Below are 21,720 nucleotides of genomic sequence, written 5' to 3'. Positions count from 1 at the left end.
GCCCCTCCTACGGTTGCGGGTGAGGTGGGAAAACGGCCGCCAGGATGTCCACGATGAGCCGACTGGCGGCCAGGGCTGTGATTTGGGCGTGGTCGTATTCCGGCGCCACCTCTACCACATCGCACCCCACCACCTTGCCTTTCCGCGCCACCTCCCGCAGGAAATCCCGCACCTCCAGGTAGGTCAAGCCCCCCACCACGGGTGTGCCCGTGCCTGGGGCAACAGCGGGGTCAAGCACATCAATATCCAAACTGATGTAAAGGAAAGCAGAAGAGGGCACGAGGGCTGCGGCACCCTTCGGTCCCAGGGCGCGGAAGCGGTCGGCAGAGATGATGAGGTTTCCCCGCTGACGCGCCTCCTCCACGGGCTTGCGCCGCACCGCTCGGATACCAATGTGGCTGATCGGCCCCACGAAGGGCAACTCCGCACACCGCCGTATGGGGCTTCCGTGGTAGTAGCGCACCCCTTGGTAGTCGTGGGTATAGTCCAAGTGGGCATCCAGGTGCACAATGCCCAGGGGGGCAAACCGCTCCAAAGCCCGCACCACGGGGAAAGTGATGGTATGGTCGCCCCCCACCACCACAGGGAAAGCCCCCTTCTCTATCACACGGGACACCACCCGTGTCAGCCGCTCCAAAGCCAACTCCCAGTTGGACGGGGCCACATTGATATCCCCCAGGTCGGCCATCGTCACGCCTTTGAGGATTTCGGTGCCCACGTCCACCTCATACAGGCCCCCGGCGGGAGGGGGCTCCGGCTCGAACAGAGAAAAATAGTCGTAGACGCGGGCCTGCCGCACGGCGTGAGGGCCGAACCGGGCCCCGGGGCGGTTGGTCGTCCCCTGGTCAAAGGGGACGCCGATGAAAACCACTTGTGCGTCCAAGCGCTCCAGATCCTCGCAGATAGGCGCACCGAAAAAGGAGCACCGCCAGGGGCGCACATCGGGCCAGCGGGAACCGTCCATATCTCTCTCCTAGAGCATGGCACCATGCTCACCCACAGACTGCCAGACATCACGGGGCGTCGGGGCTACCGAGAGGCCAGCCCCTTTCCATTATCTCACTGCAACACCTCTGCTCAAACCGCCTGTGCACCCTGGTGTTTGCTTAGTGTGTTGCAGGTTTTGGGGACCTTTCCTCCGGCACCATCCACAGGATGGCCCATCCCACCACCACCCACACAGCCCCCAACAAAAAAGCCCCTTCCAAGGAACGGGTTATGTCAAGAATGCGTCCACTCACCACTGGCGCCACAATAGAACTCCCCACCGCCAGAGCGTTAAGGCCGGCGATAGCCGTGCCTACCCCCAGGTCCGAGCGCTTGAGAGCCATGTCCCCCGCCCAGGCGACCATCAGGGGGTTCAGGGCCAAGGCCCCCGTCAAGCCGTATACCCCCAAGGCCAGAGCCAGCAGGCCCGGGTGCCGAACAAGGGCGACCCCCACCAGGCTGGCCATCGTGAATGGAAGCAACAGGGTCAAGAGACGGCGTCTACCGATTCGGTCCGAGAGACGCCCCCACAGTAATGCCCCCACCACTCCCGGCAAGGCCACCACGGCCGTATACAGCCCCGCCTGGCGCAAGTTCAGCCCCCGCTCCTGATAAAGGAAACTGGGTGCCCAGGTAAGGGTAACCCATTGGCTCCAAAGGATAAAAAAGTTGGCGATGCCCAACAGCACGAGACCCCGATGGCGCACCACGCGCCCCAAACCCCCGGGCGATGGCGGGGTGAACCTCTGACCCTGGACGGCCAGCGCAAAAAGGGGAACCATCGCTAGCGTGCAGATGCCCCACACCAAAAAGGGCGCACGCCACGTTCCCCATGCTTGGTAGAGCACCCCCGACAGGGATAGCCCCAAAGCCAACCCCGACGCCATCCCTACCGTTACGATGGCACTACTCATCCCCCGCCGCTGGGGAGGTACACTGCTCACCGTAATGCCATAGGATGTGGAATAATAGGCCCCCGCCCCGATAGCGTGCACAATGATGAACGCCATGAACAGCAGATACGAGCGTGCAAATAGGCCCACACCGACCATCCCCAATCCCGCCAGGGTATACATCACCATCAGCACCCGTTTCAGGCCGAAGCGGTCACCCAGCAGACCCGACGGCACCTGCAACGCCACATAGGTGAAGAAGTAGGCGCTGGCGATAGCCCCCTGCTGAGTGCCCGTCAGGCTGAACTCCCTCCCGATGACAGGCAAAAGGGGGGACAGGGTCGTCCGATCCATGTAGAGCACCACCCAGCCCAGCGCAAGGGCCAGCACGGTGGTCAAAGTCCGCACCGGGAGGGCCTCACCCAACCGGGTGGAGAGACCAAAGGTCGTCATACGCTTTCTTGGGCACCATCCTAGCCCAACTTCAGGGACAGGGCAAGGGCGCTAGGGCGTCCCCATATGCCCCTTGCACCATTCCCCCAGGGCCATTACAATAAAAGGGAGGATGCACTGGAAGGTGTGAACGGCGCGCTAAGCCCTGTCTAGCCGGCGTAACGCCTCCTCCTGGGCAGAAAATTGGGCGCAAAACGCCCTCCTGTCTCTTGAGCATTGCGCAGACGGCATATATCTCGGAGCACCCCCACACCTTTGTGTGTAAGGAAGCAATGGAGATCGTGCCCGGTGTCCACGCTATCACTGTGGGGCAGAGCCCAGGCCCCGGTCTGTTCCCTCCCAATAGTTACCTGATCGTCGGCACCCGCGCCAGCGCCCTGGTGGACACCGGCTGGAACCAGCCCGAGCACATTCAGGCACGCCTGGACTACATCCAGACCCTCAAACCGCCCCCTCTCATCGCCCTCATCCTTACCCATCGCCATCCAGACCATATGGGGGGAGCGGCCGCCCTCTCCCAAGCCACGGGAGCACCTATCTATAGCGCCCCGGCTGAGAAGCCTGCCATTGACCAGGCCCTGGAAAAGCAGGGCGTCAGCATCCGCGTTCACCACACCCCAGCCCACGGCCAGCGCCTCGACCTGGGGGGTAAAGAGGTGGAGTTCATCCACTCCCCGGGACATACCCTGGGCAGCCTGAGCGTGTTCCTGCGTCCCGATGGAGCCCTCTTCACGGGAGATACTGTCCTCGGGATGGGCACCACCGTAATCAACCCCGATGAAGGCGACATGGCTCTCTATCTACACACCTTGCGTCGGCTCTTGGACTACCCCGCCACCGTCATCTGCCCTGGGCATGGCCCCCTGGTGCGCAACCCGAAGGCCAAAATCCAGGAACTCCTGCACCACCGTCTGGAGCGGGAGGCCCAAATCCTCTCGGCTTTACGCAACGCCCCCAAAACCCTGGAAGCCCTGCGGGAGGAGATCTACCCGGAACTGGAAGCGCGTTTGCACACCCTGGCCCGCAACCAACTGCGCACCCATCTCATCAAACTGGAGAAAGAGGGGCGCGTCGCCCGTCAGGGAGACACCTACCGCCTCGTAGGCTAACTCGTGTATACCATCTACCCAGACAACACACGGAAAGAAAAGAGGTGCTATGGGCAACCAGTTCCCCCCATCCGAAGGCCCCACCCCCATAGGCCCTGTCGGTCGCGCCGGCACCACCTTCACCCGCATCGCCGTGTTCTATGACGGCGGATATTTCACCGAGGTCTCCAACTACTACAAGTTCGGTCACCCTCGCCGCAGCCGCATCTCCCTCCGAGGATTGCAGGAGTTCATCCGACACCTGGTGGCACAGCGGGAGCGGGTCCCGGTGGACTTCTGCCTGATCACCGAAGCCCGTTACTTTCGGGGGCGGTTTTCGGCCGCCACCGCCAGTGCGCGCAACCGGCTCCTTTCCGACCGGGTGTTCGATGAGGTCCTCATCAACGAAGGCATCACCCCCCACTATCTTTTACGGGAGGAGCGCGGCGAGCGCCCCCGAGAGACGGGCATTGATGTGTGGTTGGCTTTGGAGGCCTATGACCTGGCAGTGCAGCGGCGGGTAGATGTCATCGCCCTTATCGCCTGTGATGGCGACTTCGTGCCCCTGGTGCGCAAAGTCCAGGGCTTGGGTGTACGGGTGCTTCTGCTGGCCTGGGAGTTCGCCTATGAGGAGACCTTGGAGGACGGCACCCGTCGCCTGCGGGAGACCCGCGTGGACAGCGCCCTCTCCCGCACTGCGATTTACCCCATCCCCATGCACCAGGTGATCGATCAGGGATTGGCCCTGCGCGACCCCCGCGTCGAGAACCTGTTCTTGTTCCGCGAGGAACCTCTGGAGACCCTTCCCTAAAGAGCGCGCCTATGAACGCTTTAGAGCCCCTCCGCCACATTTTCCCCCTGACCGCCCAGGCCACGCCCGCGGGCCACCTTGCCGTGGGCGGGTGCGATGTGGCAGATTTGGCCGAGCGCTTCGGCACCCCCCTCTACATCTTTGACGAAGAGACCCTGCGGCACCAGTGCCGCTCCTTCCGCACCGCCTTCCAGGAGGCCTACCCCAACTCCCTGGTGATTTACGCCTGTAAAGCCTACATCACCCCCCTCCTAGCCCGCCTCTTCCAGGAGGAGGGGTTGGGATTGGATGTGGTCTCTGGGGGGGAACTGGCCGTGGCTCGGGCTGTGGAGTTTCCCCCCGACACCATCTACTTCCACGGCAATAACAAGACCCCCCAGGAACTGCGGGAGGCCCTGGACTACCGCATCGGGCGCATTGTGGTGGACAACTTTCAGGAGTTGGCTCTGCTGGAGCGCCTGGCGGCAGAGCGGGGAAGGGTGCAACCCATCCTCCTCCGCATTACCCCTGGGGTGGATCCGCATACCCACACCCACACCACCACGGGGGTGGTGGACAGCAAGTTCGGCTTCCCCTTGGTGGACGGGCAGGCCCGAGAGGCGGTGCGCCGCGCGCGGGCCAGTCCCCACCTGGCCCTGAAGGGCCTGCACTTCCACCTCGGTTCCCCCATCTTTGAGGTGGAGCCCTATGTGCAGGCCATCGCCATCGCCGTGGACTTCGCCGTCCAGAGTGGTGCCCCCCTGGAGGAGTTCAGTCCAGGGGGAGGTTTTGCTATAGCCTACACACGCCAGCAGAGGCCCCCCACACCAGCCGACTACGCCCGCGCCATCGCTGCAGCCCTACGGGAAGCCTGCGCTCGCCACGCTCTGCCCCTTCCTCGCCTTGTGGTGGAACCCGGACGGGCTATCGTGGGCCCCAGCGCTGTGGCCCTGTATCGGGTCGGCGTGGTGAAGGTCATTCCCGGTGTGCGCACCTATGTGGCCGTGGACGGAGGCATGGGGGACAACATCCGCCCCGCCCTGTATGGGGCGGTATACGAGGCTGTGGCCGCCACCAAACTGTTCCAGACCCCCGATACCCCCGTTACCATTGCGGGGAAATACTGCGAGTCCGGGGACATCTTGGCGCGGGATGTGCTGCTCCCGCGCCTGGAGCCGGGCGACCTTATAGCCATGCCCTGTGCAGGGGCCTATGCCCCGGCGATGGCCAGCACCTACAACCTCAACGGACGGCCGGCGATGGTGCTGGTGCGCAACGGAACGGCGCGTTTGATGCGCCGTCGGGAGACCCCCCAGGATATGATGAGCCTGGACATCTTCCCTTAGGGCGTGAGGGAATGTGGCGGGTGGTCGGGCACCAACGGGCGCTGGCCCTGTTCCAGCACGCCTTGGCTCGGGGCTCTCTGGGCCACGCCTATCTGATCACGGGCCCAGCGGGCATCGGCAAGGAGACCTTCGCACGGGAGATCGCCCGCGCCGCCCAGTGCTCCGGCCCCCACGAAGGTCTGGGCACTCCGCCCTGTGACGTGTGCACCTCCTGTCGACTGGCCCTGGCACGAACCCACCCGGACATCCTCTACCTCTCCCTGACCCACCCTGTGGATGAGGAGGAGGTGAAACGGGTGCAGGAGGGCGCCCAGAGGAGGGAGATCTCTATCAAGGATGTGCGCCGTCTCACGGCCCTTTGCACCCTCACCCCCCGCTTGGGTGCCCTACGGGCCATCATCATAGACCGAGCAGAGCACCTGAGCGAAGAGGCGAGCAACGCCCTCCTCAAGACCTTAGAAGAACCGCCCTCCGCCACTGTGTTCTTCCTCCTTTCGTGTAATACTGAAGCCCTTCTGCCCACCCTACGCTCGCGATGCGGGGAGGTGCGCTTGGGCCTGCTCGCCCCCGAGACGCTGGTGCAAGCCTTGCAGGAGCGCTGGGGGGCAAGTGCTGAGGAGGCCCACCTGGCCGCCCGCCTGGCCCAGGGACGCCTGGGATGGGCCTTGCGGTTCCTGGGAAAGGTCTCCGACCAGGACACTATCCATTCCCACCCCCTCACCCAAGCCGAGCGGGAGGGGCTGCTGGAGGAGTTCGCCCGCCTGGCGGGGGCAAGCCTGCGGGAGCGCTTCGCCTTTGCCCAGCAGTTGGCCGAGCGGTGGCGCAGGGACCGCCAATGGGTGCTGGACACCCTCGACCTGTGGGCTTTATGGTGGCGCGACCTGCTGTATTTGCGGCTGCGCTTCCCCCAGGGGGTGGTCAACACTGACGCCCTCCGTTTCCTGGAGGCCCTGGCCCAGACTGGGGAGGGGAGAACCTTCGCCCAAGGGGTGCGGTGTATCTTGACCTTACGGATGCATTTGGAAGCTCAGGTCAACCCCAGCCTGGCCCTGGAGTACGCTATGCTCCACTTACCCCATCTGGTTGTGCCGGCCGCCGCATCTACGCCCACCGGGAGGTAGGCGTGGCAACACCTTTCCTCCTTTATCGTGTGGCGGGTGTCCGTTTCGAGCGCAGTGGGCCGGTGCACTTTGTTGACCCCCGCGACCTGGACCTAGCGGTAGACGACCCTGTGGTGGTTGCTACCCCGCAAGGCCCGCGCGTCGGTATCGTCGTCATCGCCCCCCGTCAGGTTATCCATAGCGAGGTCCGGGGGCCTCTGCCCTTCATCCTGCGTCGGGCTACGGCGGGTGAGCAAACACCCCGCTAGCCCCTAGCGGGGCATCCCTCGTGCCTCCAGCAGACGGTGCAAACGGAGAACAATTTGGCCATGCACCTCTAAGGGGAAGGAGTCCACTGACGGCTCAGGGCGACCGCTTATGCCGTCCACGGCGCCCAGGCGCACTGTGGCCCGGATGCGCTCCATCTCCTCCTCCGGGGTGGGCAAAAGGTTGCGCCCCACCAGAGCCGACAATGCCCCCACGAGCCCATAGCACCCCCAGTTGGAGACGCTGGCGATGACCAGGTGGGTGGTGGGTGTGGCAGCGGGGTCCTTCGGCAGCGTGGGGACAGTGGGGATAATTTCGGCCACCTTCCCCATCCCGATTTCGTTACCGCCGTCCCCCACTCCCACGCTGGCGGGATGGGCCAAAAACAGGTAATCCAGGCGCGCCGTGTAGGGGGTGATGTCTACCCCCCGCATATTGCGGTACACACCCTGGCGGGTGAGACTACACCGCTCGGTGGAGATTAGCAGTGCGGGCTGATAGGTTTCCAGAAGGCGCTGGGCAAAGGCCTGGCTCTCCTGAGGTGTGGTGATCGGGAACTCCTCCACTCGTGCAGACGGCGACGCCAGCCCCCGCAGAATGGGCACACAATACTTGTCGGAGACATACACCACCCGATAGCCTAGCGCCTCCAAGGCGTTCCCCAACACCACTGCCCCCGGGGGGCCATCGGTCTCCGGCGCGCCGGCCGTCACGATGTAGAAGCCTGTAGCAAGAAAAACCGTTCCCGGATGGGCCAGGATGAAGGCCGCTGCCTGGGTGCAAAAGTGGCGGGGGAGGTAGGGGCGCAGAGCCGACACCCCCCTCCGGTCCTGGTCTAAGATGATGTCCTCAATGGTCATCCACACCTGGCTACTCACATAGCCCCCTTGCCACACTGTCAGAAAAGGAGTTGACGCTATTATCCCCTGCGCGCGTCGGCAATGCAACCGTAAGCCCAAGCCCCCCACACCTTTGCGGCCGTGATGAGACGGTTGCGGAAAAACGCCTTTTTCCGCTACTATAGCAAAAGCCCCGCGTGGGCTGTCCCTATCTCTACACAGCGAGGTGGAAGCGTGCTGACCACTGTGGTGGGCCACTACCCGAAGATCGGCGGGCGCAGCCGCGCCCCCAACCTACGCACCGCCATCGCCAACTACGACGCGGGCAAAATCTCCCTGGAGGAGTTGCACCGGGTTGAGGACGAGGTGACCAAAGAGGTGCTGGCGGAACAGGCCCAGGCGGGTATTGACCTGCTCACCGATGGCCAAATCCGCTGGGAGGATGGCCAAACCTACTTCGCCCGCCGCATTGGGGGCTTCAGTATCAACGGATTGGTGCGCTACTTTGATACCAACACCTACTACCGCCAACCCGTAGCCGAAAAGCGTCTGTCGTGGCAAGGCCCTATCAGCGTCCGTGACTATCAGTTTGCTCGTCAGCACAGCCCCAAGCCCGTCAAACCTGTGGTCACCGGCCCTTACACCCTGGCCCGCCTCTCCCTGTATCCCGCCTATCCTGATCTGGAGACCTTTGTGCTCCACCTGGCCGACATCCTTAACCAGGAACTCCTGACCCTTCAGGCCGAGAATCCCCCCCTCATCCAAGTGGATGAGCCCGCCATCCTCAAATGGAAGGACGACTTCCCCCTTTTCCAGAAGGCCATGCAACGCTTGACGCGGGGTGTTACCGTTCCGTTGGCGCTGCAAACATGGTTTCGTGATCTCAACGGCCTGTATCCCGACTTCTTCCGCCTGCCTTTCCAGGTGTTTGGTCTGGACTTTGTGCTGGGAAAGGCGAACTACACGATCATCCGCTCCTTCCCCTCGGATAAGATTTTGGGGCTGGGGTGTGTGGATGCCCGCAACACCAAACTGGAAACGGTGGACGACGTGGTGGACTGTGTGCGGCGGGTAAAGCCCCTGGTGGGGCTGGATCGCCTCTATCTGTCGCCGTCGTGTGGATTGGAATACTTACCTCGTGACCGGGCGTACGAGAAACTGGTGCGCCTGGTGGACGGGGCGCGCAAGGCCCAGGAGGTGCTGGCATGACCCGAGGGCTCCTCACCACCGCCGTGGGCAGTTACCCCAAGTCGGAGGCCCTTCAGCAGGCCCGCAATAAGGTGGCCCGGGGCGAGATGAGCTTGGAGGACCTGGAACGCCTGGAGCGCGAGGCCACCGCTTTCTGGATTCGCGCCCAGGAGGACCTGGGCATGGACATCCTGGTGGACGGGGAGCAATACCGGGGTGATATGGTTACCTATTTCTCCGAGAACATGGAGGGGTTCAAAATCAGCGGGCTGGTGCGCTCCTACGGCAACCGCTACTACCGCAAACCCATCGCCGTTGGCCCTGTGGGGCGGCGCGGCCCCATCACCGTCAAGTGGTGGCAGTACGCCCAAAGCCTTACCAGCAAGCCCGTCAAAGGTATGCTCACCGGCCCCTACACCATGGCCGATTGGTCATTCAATGAGTATTATCCCACCTTCACCGACTTTGTCCTGGCGATGGCCCAGGTGGTGCGGGAGGAGGCGTTCGACCTGGTGAAGGCGGGCGCCAAATACATCCAGATAGATGAACCCGCCGTCTCCACACGCCCCGAGGAGATGGAACTGGCCTCCCGAGCCTTGGGGATCGTGACCAAGGGCCTGGATTGCATCGTCATCACCCATATGTGCTATGGGGATTTCGCCGCCGTCTTTGACCAACTGGTCCGCTTGCCGGTGCACGTCCTGGATTTGGAGATGGCCAACAGTAACTATGACCTCCTGGAACTGTTCCGCAAGCACCCCACAGACAAAATCCTGTCCATGGGGGTGATTGATGTGCACACCCACCGCATTGAGACGGTGGACCAAGTCAAGGCGGGCATTCGGAAAGGCCTGGAAATTTTCCCGCCGGAGCGCCTATGGATTGACCCCGATTGCGGACTGAAGACCCGCACCACCCAGGAGGCCCTGGCAAAGTTGCGGGTGATGGTTACAGCCGTCCAAGAGATCAAAGCCGAGTTGGGCATACCCTAACGCCAGGGGGGCAGGCAGTTGACCCGCAGGGCACATGAACGCAGTCTATCGGCGCATACGCTCGCAGGCCCAAGCCCTCCTCCTGTCCAATCGCCGCCAGGGCTATGACCGCCGCTCCCGCCGAACTTATCGCTACACCTGCCCCTCCCCTGGCCGTTATCGGTGGCAGTGGTTCTGGGACTCCTGTTTCCACGCCATCGTCCTCTCCCATTGGGACTTGGAGCAGGCCAAGGCCGAACTGGTCTCCCTGGTCTCCTTGCAAGAGGGGGACGGTTTCATCGGGCATGTGCTCTACTGGGGGCCCAAGCGGTTGCTAGAACCCTGGGCATACCTGCAAAGCAGTCCCTCCCTGCGCCCCCGCCATACCCGCTACATCCAGCCTCCTGTGTTGGCCCAGGCCGTGAAGACGGTTTTCCAGCGCAGTGGAGATAGGGCATTCCTGCGGGAGATGGTGCCCCCGCTGGACCGCTACTACCGCTGGCTGGCCCGCGAGCGGGACCCGGATGGCGACGGCCTCATCAGCATCATCTCCCCCTACGAATCGGGGTTGGATCACAAGCCCGCCTATGACCCTTTGCTGGGCATCCGCAATCCCCGTCCCCCCAGCCGCACCGCGGTGGAGTGGCGCTACCGCCTCACCGACCTGGTGAACCTGGTGCTCAGGTTCTCCGCACGGCGCGCTGCGCAGTGGGGGCGTTTTGAAGTGGAGGATGTGCTGGTCAACGCTATCTACGCCCAGGGCCTTTACGCCGTGGCTGACCTGCACCGCGCCTTGGGGGAATCCCGCGCGGCGGAGCAGTGGCGGGCCCAGGCCCAGCGAGTGGAGCAAGCCATTCTCACAAAGTGCTATGATCCCTCTACCGAAGCCTATTTTGACTTGGCGGGCCGTGCAGAGAAACCTTTGCGCACCCTTACCATTACCGCACTGTTCCCCCTTATTCTCCCCTCCATTCCCCCGGAGCGCGTGCGCCGTCAGGTCGAGCGCCACGTGAAAGACCCCCAAGCCTTCTGGGCACCCTATCCATTGCCCACGGTGAGCATGGCCGAACCCTCCTTTGCCCCCGATATGGATTGGCTCCTGTGGCGGGGGCCGACTTGGATGAATACCAACTGGTTCCTGGTCAAAGCCCTCCGTCGCCACGGCTATCGAGACGAGGCCGATGCCATCACGGAAAAGTCCGTAGCCCTGGTGGAGCGGGAGGGCTTCCGTGAGTTTTACAACCCCCTCACGGGGAAAGGTATGGGGGCCCACGACTTTGGCTGGACGACCTTGGTGGTGGATATGGTGGAGGGCGGGGAGGACGGCCTCTAGGGATATCCCCTCACCCCGAATGGGGGGCAGTCCCAAAGCAGTGGGGGCGTGGCTCCTAGCGGGTGTTGGCGCCCCGTCGCACGCTAGGGCTAGCCCAGCGGGGGGAACATGACCCACACTATCATCACCCAGTGCCGCTTATGCTCCCGGCGGTATGAGGAGACGGTGGTGGTCGCAGAAGACGGCGCCTACCTGGTGAGCCGTGGGGGCTACCATCCCCTGGAGGACGGGTGCCCGTGGTGCACGCCTTGCTGGGAGGCCATCACCCGCACCGCCGAGCGCCTGCTGGGGTTGGCGCTGCGTCCCCCCACAGGGATATAACGCACATAATCCCTTCAATCCTAGGATGCGGGGCGAGCGCCCCTGAACCTGGAGCATCATTTCAAGCGGGGGGCCACACAGTCAGAGGTTACCCCCGTTCTGCACCGAAACCACCTTCCCGCAGACGATCGGAGGTCAGAGGATACAGACGTGGGTGTGATCAAGGGTATCTCCCCCTCAGGGGGCACAGAGCACCCCACACACACTTGAGAGCATTTCCCCCCGCACCCTCCCAGCACCGTTTCCATCCACCCCACGCCTTGCCCGGAATTCTGGAAGGTAAGGGTCTACTGGCGCAAACCCAACAACTGCTCCAACTTCGCCTTGTTGAACCCCTCCACCGCCTGGTCGCCCACCACCGTCACGGGCACCCTCCGATAGCCCAAGCGCATGAGCTCCTCACGTGCCTGGGGATCGTTTTTCACATCCCGCACCTCAAAGGCGACACCTTTAGACGAAAGAAACTCTTTCGTTCGCTTGCACTGCAATCAGCCTGGGCGTATATAGAGCCGCACCTGTTGTGGGGTCATCGTGCCACCTCTCTCATCCTTCGCGGATGGTAATCCTTACAATGCGCACATCCCGCAGGGGGCGCGACACCTCACCCCCGGGGCCAGCCGTGACGGGTGTATTGGCGATGCGGTCCACCACCTCCATCCCCTGCACCACCTGGCCGAAAATGGTGTAAGCCTTGGGAAGGGGAGCGAAACCATGCATAATGAAGAACTGGCTTCCGTTGGTGTTGGGACCGGCGTTGGCCATAGCCACAATGCCCGGCGTGTAATCCCGACGCACAGGCTCGTCCTCAAAGGTATATCCGGGGCCGCCCGCGCCTGTGCTGGTGGGATCTCCTGTCTGGATCATAAACCCCCTAATGATACGATGGAACCTGACCCCGTCGTAGAACCCCTGGCGCGCCAGGAACACGAAGTTATTGACCGTCTTGGGGGCCTCTTGGGGGAACAGGTCTACCACAATGTCCCCCTCGGTCGTCGTGATGACAGCCTGGTAGCGCTTGGAGGGGTCGATCTGCATGGGGGGCGGAGCGCTCCAGCGTTTCACGGGCGCGGGGGCAACCGCCGGCGCGGGCGTGGGGGTGGGAGTAGGCGGAGGTTGGGCGGCGCGCCCACAACCCATGGCCCCACAAGTGAGCACAAGCATCAGGATAAGGCCAAGCAACATCATCCTCCGCATAGCCCTTATCCTCATAGGTGTGCACCTCATAGCCTTTAGACGGCACCCTGTCAAACCCTCTGCTCTTCTCCCCGTGCCTCACTACCCCACCCGTAGACCCGAGAAGGGTGTCTTTACATTTTACAGCCCAGTGTGAAAGCGGATCTGTGCGGGCAGGCCCTATGTGTGCACGATCCTTGATCGGGCGTTTTTCCTGTGGCACCCTAGAAACCCTTGCCCAGAAACCGTCATCCCCGGCGGGGCAAGTGTTTCTGTTGCCAATGGCTTTCCCGCTCACCGACAAGATATTGTGCATCCTGATCCAGAAGCCTTCTCACATCCCGCACCTACAGGGCAGGTGCCTACCCTAATCCTCGCGGCCGATACTGCAAGGCTTCGGCCATGTGCACCAACCCCACCCGCTCTGCCCCAGCGAGATCCGCAATGGTGCGCGCCACCTTCAATATGCGGTGAAACCCGCGCGCCGTCAGGTTCTCCTTGCGCGCCGCCGCCATCAGCAGGGTGCGGGCCTCCGGCTCTGGGTCCGCCATCGCCCACACATCCACAGGCCCCAAGTCTGCATTGGTGAGCATGGATGTGCCCTTATAACGTCCCTGTTGCACCCGCCGTGCTTCAGCCACACGGCGTCGTATCACCTCAGAGGCCTCCCCTGGCGTCGGATCCACCAGTTTTTCGTAATCCACCCGACGCACCGTTACGAAGAGGTCGATGCGGTCTAGCAGGGGACCTGACAGACGCCTCTGATAGCGCACAATTGCCCCCGGGGGACAGGTGCACGGCCGCGCCCCATCCCCTGCGTAGCCACACGGGCAGGGGTTCATGGCTGCCACCAGCATGAAGTTGGCAGGGAAGGTCACGCTCCCCTGGGCACGGCTAATGGTTACCACCCGGTCCTCCAAAGGCTGCCGCAACGCCTCTAAGACGTGACCCGGGAACTCGGGCAACTCGTCCAGGAACAGCACCCCCCGATGGGCCAAAGTGATCTCGCCGGGGCGCGGCCAGCGTCCCCCGCCCACCATGCCGGCGTGGGAGATGGTGTAATGGGGGGAGCGGAAAGGGCGCTGGGTAACCAACGGTTTGTCGGGGGGCAGCAGCCCGCTGACACTGTGAATGCGTGTGCACTCCAGGCTTTCCTCGGGCGTCAGGGGAGGGAGGATGCCCACCAGCGCACGAGCCAGAAGGGTCTTGCCGCTTCCCGGGGGACCGATCATCAGGAGGTTGTGGCCCCCCGTCGCGGCAATTTCCAAAGCCCGCTTGGCGTGCTCCTGTCCCTTGATGTGGGCCATATCCACGGACGGGGCAACCGCCTCACCAGACGCATACGTCTCCGTGGGGTGAAACGGACGAAGCGGTTGCTCCCCCCGCAGATGGCGGACGACCTGGCTCAAGTTGGCGGCGGGCAGCACCTCCACCCCCGGCACCAAGCCCGCCTCCCGGGCATCCTCCTGGGGCACCACCACGCGGGTGATACCGGCCTCCTTTAACACCCCCACCATGGGCAGGACGCCGGCAGTGCGACGCAGGCTCCCATCCAGGGACAGTTCCCCCAGGAAGGCCATCCCGTCCACAGCCCCTCCCACCTGCCCCGAAGCCAGCAGGATTCCCACAGCAATGGGGAGGTCATAGGAGGGCCCCTCCTTTTTCAAATCGGCAGGGGCCAGGTTCACAGTGATCCGGCGCAGAGGGAACTCGCACCCCGAGTTGCGGATGGCCGCCCGCACCCTCTCGCGCGCCTCCTGCACGGCCGTGTCGGCCAATCCCACCACAGTGAACGAGGGCAACCCAGGGGCGATGTCCACTTCCACCCATACCACCAGGCCGTCCAGTCCCAGCACAGCGCTGGTGCAGAGCTTGGCCAGCATACCACACCCTCCTGGGGGCTATCATACCCCCGCGCCCATCTTTCTGCTATCATAAGGCTAAACACCTGTGGGGACGAGGAGGGATAGTCGGTGGAGCGTATCGCTATCATCGGCCTGGGGCTGATTGGCACATCCCTGGGGCTGGCCCTGAAGCAGGCCAAACTGCCCAAAGTGGAAATTGTGGGGCACGATAAGGACCCCCACCACGCCTCCCGCGCCCATAAACGGGGGGCCGTCGACAAGACGCATTACAACCTGCACGCCACCATTGAAGGGGCGCGGATGGTCATCATCGCAACCCCCGTGATGGCCATTCGGGATGTGCTGGAAACCATCGCAGCCAGTGTCGCCCCCGGCACCATCATCACCGACACGGGGAGCACCAAAGGCCAGGTGCTCCAATGGGCCCAGGAATTGTTGCCCGATACCGTCTCCTTCGTGGGAGGGCATCCCCTGGGAGGGAAAGAGGAGAGCGGCCCCGACGCCGCCACCCCCGACCTGTTTAGGGGCGTCCCCTATTGCATCATCCCCGGCAAGGGGGCCAACCCCGATGCCGTCAAGAGTGTGGCAGGTTTGGCCGAAACCATCGGGGCGACCCCCTTCTTCATTGACGCCTACGAGCACGACTCCTATGTGGCAGCGGTGAGCCACCTGCCCTTCTTGCTCTCTATAGCCCTGGTGGGGGTTACCACGCGCAGCCCCGGTTGGCGGGAGATGAGCAAGGTCGCCTCCACTGGCTATCGCGACATCACCCGCCTAGCCTCGGGCGACCCCCAAATGCACCGGGATATCTGCCTCACCAACCGCGACGGTATCGTGCACTGGCTAGACGAGTTCATCAAAGGGCTATACGAGTTGCGCAATCTGGTGAAGGACAGCGCCACCGCCCCCGACGCCCTGGAGAAAGCGTTCATCACCGCCTGGCAGGAGCGGGCCAAATGGTTGGCGGGGGTAACCCCTGGCCAAAAGGAGGGGCCTTCTCTCCCCACCGCCTCGGATGCCATGCTCTCCCTGTTCGTGGGAGAACGGTTGGCCAAGCGGATGCGCGAACTGCAGGAGCGGGAGCGAGGCAAGGACAAGACCCCCTATCCGGGAAGCCGTCCATAACATATGCGCCAGATTGTTTCTCCCCCGTTGCGCCTGGAGGGTGAGATCACCCCCCCAGGGGATAAATCTATTTCCCATCGGGTCGCTATCTTCAACGGCTTGGCTCGGGGCACGGCACGCATCACCAACTATGCCCCCGGCCAGGACTGCGCCTCCACCCTGGCGTGCCTGGGGGCGCTAGGCGTAGAGATAGACAAGGCCGACCCCACCTCCTTGACTATTCAGGGGCGCGCCGGCGCCCTGCAGGAGCCGGCCGATGTGCTCAATGCCGGCAACAGCGGCACCACGATGCGCCTGCTGGCAGGGGTGCTGGCCGGCCAGCCGTTCCTGAGTATCCTCACCGGCGACCGTTCCCTGCGCTCCCGTCCTATGGATCGCGTCATTACCCCCCTCCGCGCTATGGGAGCACAGATCTGGGGGCGCAACGGCGACAGCTTGGCCCCCCTGGCCATTCGGGGAGGCAATCTGCAAGGCATCATCTACACCCTGCCCGTGGCCAGCGCCCAGGTCAAATCGTGCATCCTGCTGGCCGGCCTCTTCGCCCAGGGGGAGACAGTGGTGGTGGAGCCCGCCCCCACCCGCGACCATACGGAGCGCCTGTTCCAGGTCATGGGGGCCGCCATTTTGCGGGACGGCCTCACCGTGCGCCTGAAGCCGGGTGTTTTGACCGCAAAAGATGTGGTCGTGCCGGGGGACATCTCCTCGGCGGCCTTCTGGCTCGTGGCGGGGGCCTGCCATCCCCAGGGGCGTATTACCGTGCACGGTGTGGGGGTCAACCCCACCCGCACGGGCATCCTGGACGCCCTGCGCCAGATGGGTGCCCGCCTGGAGATGGCCAACCTGCGGGAAGAGGGAGGCGAGCCGGTGGCGGACATCACGGTCTCCACCAGCACCCTTGAGGCTATAGAGGTCAAGGGCGCTTTGGTGCCCCGTCTGATTGACGAACTCCCTGTTTTGGCCGTTGCGGCCTGTTATGCCCGAGGCACCACCCTCATTCGGGATGCCCAGGAGCTGCGGGTGAAGGAGTCCGACCGTATCGCCACGATGGTACGGGAGCTCCGACGGATGGGGGCAGATATAGAGGAACTGCCCGACGGCATGCGTATCCGCGGGCCGCGGCCCTTGAAGGGGGCGGTGTGCCGCAGTTATGGCGACCATCGGGTTGCTATGGCATTGGCGGTGGCGGGGTTGCTGGCCCGCGGCGAGACCACCATCTTGGGGGCCGAGTGTGCCGCCGTCTCCTATCCCACTTTTTGGAAGCACCTGGCGCTACTGACCGGAGCACAGGGGCGTGGCTGACGACTTCCTGGCCCAGACCCTTCTGCAGACCTGTTACCAACCCAAACCCCTCCTGGTGGTGCTCTCGGGCCCGTCTGGAGCCGGCAAAGACACCATCCTGGCCCGCATGCGGGAACTGGGGCGCCCCTACCACTTTGTTGTAACAGCCACCACGCGTCCCAAACGGCCCCATGAGCAGGAGGGGGTGGATTACTTCTTCCTATCCCAGGAGGAGTTTGAGCGTATCCGCGCCCGACAGGGCTTCCTGGAATGGGCGCAGGTGTATGGGCATTACTACGGGGTGCCGCGGGAGCAGGTGCGCCAGGCCCTGCAAGCGGGGCGGGATGTGCTGATGCGGGTGGATGTGCAGGGGGCGGCCACCCTGCGCCGTCTGGTGCCCCAGGCGGTGTTCATCTTCGTTACACCCCCCTCCCTGGCGGAACTGGAGCGCCGGCTGTATCAGCGGGGTGCGGATACCCCGGAAGCCTTGCAACGCCGTCTGCAGACCGCTCGCCAAGAGATGGCTTCTCTCCCCTTGTTTGACTACCTGGTCCTCAATGAGAACGGGCGCGTGGACGAGGCGGTGGCTGCCGTGGAGGCCATTATCTGCGCTGAGAAACGCCGTATTCCCCATCGCCAGGTGCAGGTGTAGACGGTGGGGCCTCGAACGCTTCGGAGCAGAGTGGTATGATAAGCCTAGGGGGGTGGAGAGCGCCTCTGCCCCATCCGCCTCTTCAGGAGTGGGAATGTGCAAACGACCCTAGCCATTGCTGAAATTTTGGTCTCGGTCCTGCTTATCCTCACTGTGCTCCTGCAGGTGCGGGGCCAAGGCACAGGCCTGTTCGCTTCGGCGGAGTCCACTTTTCGGGTGCGGCGGGGACTGGAGCGGGTGTTGTTCCAGTTCACCATCGTTTTAGTGGTGCTGTTTTTGCTCATCTCTATCCTTAGTGTGCGCTTGGCAGAGTAAGTACCTTCCGCGCGGCGAGGGAATGGGGGTGTCCTTCATGCCCCACCACCTCCCAGTGGTGCCTCAAATCCCCGATGCACTGTTCCCGTCCCACAGCGCACCCTGATTGAGGGTACGGATGTGAGCACCCCTGCACTGGCCCCTCCCCGCCCGAAGCTGCCCGTCCGCTGGAGGCGTCCCCTGCGGTGGACAGGGCTGGGTATGGTGCTCCTGGCGGGCGTTGGTATCCTAGTGGTGGGGTGGTGGTCGGGACTTACCCCCCTGGTGTGGGGTGCGGGGGCTGGGATAGGTCTGGGAATCCTCCTGCGGGGCATCCGTTGGCTGATACACGCCCCACCCCTTTCCCTTTTCCTGAGTCTGTTGGGAAGTATCCTCGGCCTCGCTATGGGTGCCCTGGCAACCCCTGCCCTGGCACGCCTGCCTGGGGCTTTGGGGGTGTACTTGCCCCTAGCCATCACTCTCCTCTTAGGGGTAGCGGGAGCCTGGGTCGCCCTGGCGCGGCAGAAGGCTCTCCTGGAAGCCTTCCCCCGGTTGGAACGCCTCGCCCAAGCGTCGCGCACACCGCCACGAGTGGTGCTCCTGGATGCCAGCGCCCTGATAGACGGGCGCATCGCCTCTTTGGTGGGAACGGGTGTGCTCCAGGAGACGCTGGCGGTGCCCCGTTTTGTGCTGGACGAGTTGCGGCGCACCGCCGCCTCAAACGACGCAGTGCACCGGACACGAGGGCGTCGGGGCTTGGAGGTGTGGGCGCGCCTGCGCCGTGAGCGTCGCATCGCCTTGACCGTTGTGGACGCCAACAGGCCTGCCGACCAGCGCAGTGAGGCCCGCTTTCTCGCCTTGGCCCAGCGCCTGAAGGCAACGGTTTTTACCGCCGACAGCACCCTGGCCCGTTTAGCTCAGGGGCAGGGGCTGAGCGTTATCAACATCAACGACCTGGCCGCCGCCTTACACCCCCCGATTCTGCCTGGGGAGGTGCTCCAGGTGCGCCTTATCCAGGAGGGCCGGGAGCCAGGGCAAGGGGTAGGTTTTTTGGACGACGGCACAATGGTGGTTGTTGAAGGGGGCCAACGCTACATCAACCAGTTTGTGGATGTGGTGGTGATGCGCACCCATCAGACGGCCTCGGGGCGTATTCTGTTTGCACAGCCCCGGGAAGCCCAGAGCAGGGGAGCAGATGTTTCAGGGTGAGGCTGTAGGGGCTATTGTGGTGGGCGCAGGTCAGAGCCAGCGCATGGGCGGGGTAGACAAGGTCTTCGTCCCCCTCGGCGGACAACCCGCCTTGGCCTGGGTGTTAGACGCCTTGCAGAGCGCCCCCTCCGTGGACACGGTGGTGGTAGTCCTCAGCGCCGATAACTTGGCGCAGGGAACCGCCTTGCTCCGCAGTGGGCGATGGGCAAAAGTGCAGGGGGTCTGTATGGGGGGTGCCCGGCGGCAGGACTCGGTGCGCCACGGTTTACAGGCCCTCCCCACCCGGTGCCAATGGATCGTCGTCCACGATGCCGCCCGCCCTTGCCTGACACCCGACCTCGTGGAGAGGGCACTGGGTGCCGCCACCACCACCGGTGCCGCCATCGCGGCCGTCCCTGCCAAGGACACCGTCAAAATGGTCAACGCCGACCTGTGGGTGGTGGAGACCCTCCCGCGGGAGCGCTTGTGGATGGTGCAGACGCCCCAGGTGTTCCGCCGCGCCCTCTTGGAGAAGGCGCACCAACAGGTGCACGAGACGGTTACCGACGACGCCACGATGGTGGAAAAGATGGGTGTGCCCGTCAAGGTTGTCCTGGGGGACTATGGGAACCTCAAGGTAACCACCGTGGAGGACATTCCCTTGGCTGAGGCCGTCCTGCGTGCCCGCAAAGCCTCGGCGCAGGAGCCCTCGGGATGAGGACGCGTATCGGCTTCGGCTGGGACATCCACCGCCTGGTGGAGGGGAGGCGGCTGGTGCTGGGTGGTGTGGAAATCCCTTTCCCCAGGGGGCTCCTGGGCCACAGCGACGGGGACGCCCTTACCCACGCTATCATCGACGCCCTCCTGGGGGCCGCCGCCCTGGGCGATATTGGCACCCACTTCCCCCCCACCGACCCGCGCTACAAAGATGCCCACAGCCTGGGGCTTCTGGCCCAGGTGATGCAGATGCTCCACCGCCAGGGCTATCGGCTGGGCAACCTGGACTGCACCCTTATCGCCGAACGCCCCCACCTGCGCCCCTTCCTTGACGCCATGCGCCAGAAGTTGGCACACTCCTTAGGTGTGCCCGTCCAGCACGTGAGCATCAAAGCCAAGACCGCTGAAGGGCTTGGTCCCCTCGGCCAGCAGGAGGCCATCGCTGCCTATGCTGTAGCCCTGCTAGAGGAGCAGGTATGAGGCTCTACGATACCCTAACCGCCCAAAAACGCGACTTCGCCCCCCTGGAAGGGGAAGTCAAGATGTACGTGTGTGGCATCACCCCCTATAGCCCGTCCCATGTGGGCCACGCGATGTCTTATGTCTACTTTGATGTGCTCCGCCGCTGGCTGGAGGCCCGGGGCTGGAAGGTCCGCCATGTCCAAAACTTCACCGATATAGATGACAAAATCATCCAGCGGGCCCAGCGGGAGGGCCTGACCACACAGGAACTGGCCGACCGCTACATCGCCGAGTACTTTGAGGATATGGACGCCCTAAATGTCCAACGGGCGCACATATACCCCCGCGCCACAGAAAGCATCGGCCTGATGATTGAAATGATTCAGCGCCTCATACAGAAGGGGCACGCCTACGAGTCGCAAGGGGATGTGTATTTCCGAGTGTTGACGGCCAAGAACTACGGTAAACTGAGCCACCGCACCCTAGAGGGGATGATGGCAGGGGCACGGGTGGAGCCTGAAGCGGGCAAGGAACACCCTATGGACTTCGCCCTGTGGAAAGCCGCTAAACCCGGGGAGCCCTGGTGGGATAGCCCTTGGGGCAAGGGACGCCCGGGCTGGCATATCGAATGCTCCGCTATGTCCTTGCGCTACCTAGGGGAGACCCTGGACATCCACGGGGGTGGGCAAGACCTGATCTTCCCCCACCACGAAAACGAGATCGCCCAGTCGGAGGCCTACACGGGGAAGGAGCCCTTTGTGCGCTGGTGGGTGCACAACGGCCTGTTACGCCTGGGCCTGGACAAAATGAGCAAATCGTTGGGCAACTTGGTAACCATCAAAGAAGCGTTGGCGCGCTTCTCCCCCGATGCTTTGCGGATGTTCTTCCTCTCCTCCCACTACCGCTCCCCGCTCACCTGGAGCGAGGAGGGTGTGGCCTCCTCCGAGCGCGCCGTGGAGCGCCTGCGGGCTGCCCTACGGGAAGGCCCTGGCCCCGCCGATGGCCCCCCCTTTGACCCCACTCCCTTTGTCCAGCGCTTCACCCAGGCCATGGATGACGACCTGAATACCCCCCAAGCCTTGGCCGTCCTGTTCGACCTGGCGCGGGAACTCAACCGCGCCCGCGAAGGGGGGGCCTCGGTAGTGCACGGCATAGAGACCTTGCGCCAGTTGGCTGGCACCCTGGGCCTGACCCTGCGGGAGCCCGTCAAAACCGATCTGACCGCCCGCCCCTTTATTGACCTGCTGGTAGAGGTGCGCGGCGAACTTCGCAAAACACGCCAGTATGCTCTGGCTGACCGTATTCGCTCTCGCCTCCTGGACTTGGGTATCGTCCTGGAGGATACTCCCCAGGGCACCCGCTGGCGTCCCGTTCAGTAGCACCCCTTGCG

At 63.7% G+C, this 21,720-nt stretch carries 23 protein-coding genes; 17 read left to right on the top strand and 6 right to left on the bottom strand.

Translation table 11 applies throughout. The features are described from left to right. Positions 1-7: 7 nt before the first annotated feature. Together speB and NZ951_03080 are read right to left on the bottom strand one after the other, a co-directional pair. Positions 8-964, bottom strand: a complete 957-nt coding sequence (gene speB, locus NZ951_03085; GenBank protein ID MCS7206905.1) for an agmatinase — start codon at positions 962-964, stop codon at positions 8-10. Between the two features lie 142 nt (positions 965-1,106). Then, the gene (locus NZ951_03080; protein ID MCS7206904.1) at positions 1,107-2,333 is read right to left on the bottom strand and encodes an MFS transporter; all 1,227 of its coding nucleotides are present in this window, start codon (positions 2,331-2,333) and stop codon (positions 1,107-1,109) included. Between the two features lie 272 nt (positions 2,334-2,605). Between NZ951_03080 and NZ951_03075 the strand changes: the two genes are divergently transcribed. From NZ951_03075 to NZ951_03055, 5 genes are read left to right on the top strand one after another with little or no spacing between them, the layout of a single operon-like run. Then, positions 2,606-3,442, top strand: a complete 837-nt coding sequence (locus tag NZ951_03075) for an MBL fold metallo-hydrolase (protein MCS7206903.1) — start codon at positions 2,606-2,608, stop codon at positions 3,440-3,442. Positions 3,443-3,491: 49 nt separating this feature from the next. Then, a complete protein-coding gene (locus NZ951_03070; GenBank protein ID MCS7206902.1) occupies positions 3,492-4,232 on the top strand; it encodes an NYN domain-containing protein in 741 nt (246 codons plus the stop codon). A gap of 11 nt (positions 4,233-4,243) precedes the next feature. Continuing rightward, positions 4,244-5,557: a diaminopimelate decarboxylase gene (lysA, locus tag NZ951_03065; GenBank protein MCS7206901.1), complete on the top strand. Its 1,314-nt coding sequence runs from the start codon at positions 4,244-4,246 to the stop codon at positions 5,555-5,557. An 11-nt stretch (positions 5,558-5,568) separates the two neighbouring features. Further along, positions 5,569-6,678 carry a hypothetical protein gene (locus NZ951_03060; protein ID MCS7206900.1) on the top strand — a complete coding sequence of 370 codons (1,110 nt, stop codon included), beginning with the start codon at positions 5,569-5,571 and terminating at the stop codon, positions 6,676-6,678. 2 nt (positions 6,679-6,680) lie between these two features. Beyond that, a complete protein-coding gene (locus NZ951_03055; protein ID MCS7206899.1) occupies positions 6,681-6,926 on the top strand; it encodes a hypothetical protein in 246 nt (81 codons plus the stop codon). Between the two features lie 3 nt (positions 6,927-6,929). Here the strand turns inward: NZ951_03055 and NZ951_03050 are convergent, their stop codons facing one another. Next, positions 6,930-7,802, bottom strand: a complete 873-nt coding sequence (locus tag NZ951_03050) for a DUF4392 domain-containing protein (protein ID MCS7206898.1) — start codon at positions 7,800-7,802, stop codon at positions 6,930-6,932. Positions 7,803-7,997: 195 nt separating this feature from the next. Here NZ951_03050 and NZ951_03045 point away from each other — a divergent pair, with 195 nt between their 5' ends. The 4 genes from NZ951_03045 to NZ951_03030 all read left to right on the top strand — a co-directional run bounded on the left by NZ951_03045 (position 7,998) and on the right by NZ951_03030 (position 11,576). Then, positions 7,998-8,972, top strand: coding sequence for a methylcobamide--CoM methyltransferase (locus NZ951_03045; protein MCS7206897.1), 975 nt, complete (start codon positions 7,998-8,000; stop codon positions 8,970-8,972). Then, the gene (locus tag NZ951_03040; GenBank protein ID MCS7206896.1) at positions 8,969-9,943 is read left to right on the top strand and encodes a methionine synthase; all 975 of its coding nucleotides are present in this window, start codon (positions 8,969-8,971) and stop codon (positions 9,941-9,943) included. The genes NZ951_03045 and NZ951_03040 overlap by 4 nt, the downstream gene beginning before the upstream one ends. Positions 9,944-9,977: 34 nt before the next feature. After that, positions 9,978-11,255 (top strand): trehalase family glycosidase, encoded by a 1,278-nt coding sequence (locus NZ951_03035; GenBank protein MCS7206895.1) that lies wholly within the window; start codon positions 9,978-9,980, stop codon positions 11,253-11,255. Between the two features lie 108 nt (positions 11,256-11,363). Further along, positions 11,364-11,576 (top strand): hypothetical protein, encoded by a 213-nt coding sequence (locus tag NZ951_03030; GenBank protein MCS7206894.1) that lies wholly within the window; start codon positions 11,364-11,366, stop codon positions 11,574-11,576. Between the two features lie 287 nt (positions 11,577-11,863). Here NZ951_03030 and NZ951_03025 read toward each other — a convergent pair whose 3' ends face one another. The 3 genes from NZ951_03025 to NZ951_03015 all read right to left on the bottom strand — a co-directional run bounded on the left by NZ951_03025 (position 11,864) and on the right by NZ951_03015 (position 14,632). After that, complete coding sequence (locus NZ951_03025; protein ID MCS7206893.1) at positions 11,864-12,064, bottom strand: glutaredoxin family protein; 201 nt, start codon at positions 12,062-12,064, stop codon at positions 11,864-11,866. Positions 12,065-12,119: 55 nt separating this feature from the next. Next, positions 12,120-12,611, bottom strand: coding sequence for a peptidylprolyl isomerase (locus NZ951_03020; protein MCS7206892.1), 492 nt, complete (start codon positions 12,609-12,611; stop codon positions 12,120-12,122). A gap of 500 nt (positions 12,612-13,111) precedes the next feature. After that, a complete protein-coding gene (locus tag NZ951_03015; GenBank protein ID MCS7206891.1) occupies positions 13,112-14,632 on the bottom strand; it encodes a YifB family Mg chelatase-like AAA ATPase in 1,521 nt (506 codons plus the stop codon). 90 nt (positions 14,633-14,722) lie between these two features. Here NZ951_03015 and NZ951_03010 point away from each other — a divergent pair, with 90 nt between their 5' ends. The 8 genes from NZ951_03010 to cysS all read left to right on the top strand — a co-directional run bounded on the left by NZ951_03010 (position 14,723) and on the right by cysS (position 21,709). Then, positions 14,723-15,739: a prephenate dehydrogenase/arogenate dehydrogenase family protein gene (locus NZ951_03010; GenBank protein ID MCS7206890.1), complete on the top strand. Its 1,017-nt coding sequence runs from the start codon at positions 14,723-14,725 to the stop codon at positions 15,737-15,739. Between the two features lie 3 nt (positions 15,740-15,742). Next, on the top strand, positions 15,743-17,038 hold the full coding sequence (gene aroA / locus NZ951_03005) for a 3-phosphoshikimate 1-carboxyvinyltransferase (GenBank protein ID MCS7206889.1): 1,296 nt from the start codon (positions 15,743-15,745) through the stop codon (positions 17,036-17,038). Further along, positions 17,031-17,669 carry a guanylate kinase gene (locus tag NZ951_03000; GenBank protein ID MCS7206888.1) on the top strand — a complete coding sequence of 213 codons (639 nt, stop codon included), beginning with the start codon at positions 17,031-17,033 and terminating at the stop codon, positions 17,667-17,669. Before aroA ends, NZ951_03000 begins: the two co-directional genes overlap by 8 nt. Positions 17,670-17,765: 96 nt before the next feature. Beyond that, positions 17,766-17,984, top strand: a complete 219-nt coding sequence (gene secG / locus NZ951_02995; protein ID MCS7206887.1) for a preprotein translocase subunit SecG — start codon at positions 17,766-17,768, stop codon at positions 17,982-17,984. A gap of 120 nt (positions 17,985-18,104) precedes the next feature. Further along, complete coding sequence (locus tag NZ951_02990; protein MCS7206886.1) at positions 18,105-19,172, top strand: PIN domain nuclease; 1,068 nt, start codon at positions 18,105-18,107, stop codon at positions 19,170-19,172. Continuing rightward, positions 19,159-19,869, top strand: coding sequence for a 2-C-methyl-D-erythritol 4-phosphate cytidylyltransferase (gene ispD / locus NZ951_02985; protein ID MCS7206885.1), 711 nt, complete (start codon positions 19,159-19,161; stop codon positions 19,867-19,869). Before NZ951_02990 ends, ispD begins: the two co-directional genes overlap by 14 nt. Continuing rightward, complete coding sequence (gene ispF, locus NZ951_02980) at positions 19,866-20,348, top strand: 2-C-methyl-D-erythritol 2,4-cyclodiphosphate synthase (GenBank protein MCS7206884.1); 483 nt, start codon at positions 19,866-19,868, stop codon at positions 20,346-20,348. Before ispD ends, ispF begins: the two co-directional genes overlap by 4 nt. Continuing rightward, positions 20,345-21,709 (top strand): cysteine--tRNA ligase, encoded by a 1,365-nt coding sequence (gene cysS / locus NZ951_02975; protein ID MCS7206883.1) that lies wholly within the window; start codon positions 20,345-20,347, stop codon positions 21,707-21,709. The genes ispF and cysS overlap by 4 nt, the downstream gene beginning before the upstream one ends. Positions 21,710-21,720 lie beyond the last annotated feature (11 nt).

The organism is Dehalococcoidia bacterium (assembly GCA_025060295.1).
In the GTDB taxonomy this organism is placed as follows: Bacteria; Chloroflexota; Dehalococcoidia; order Lucifugimonadales; family HRBIN23; genus HRBIN23.
Note: the sequence above shows the minus strand (reverse complement) of the source record. Positions and strands in the feature narration are given on the sequence as shown.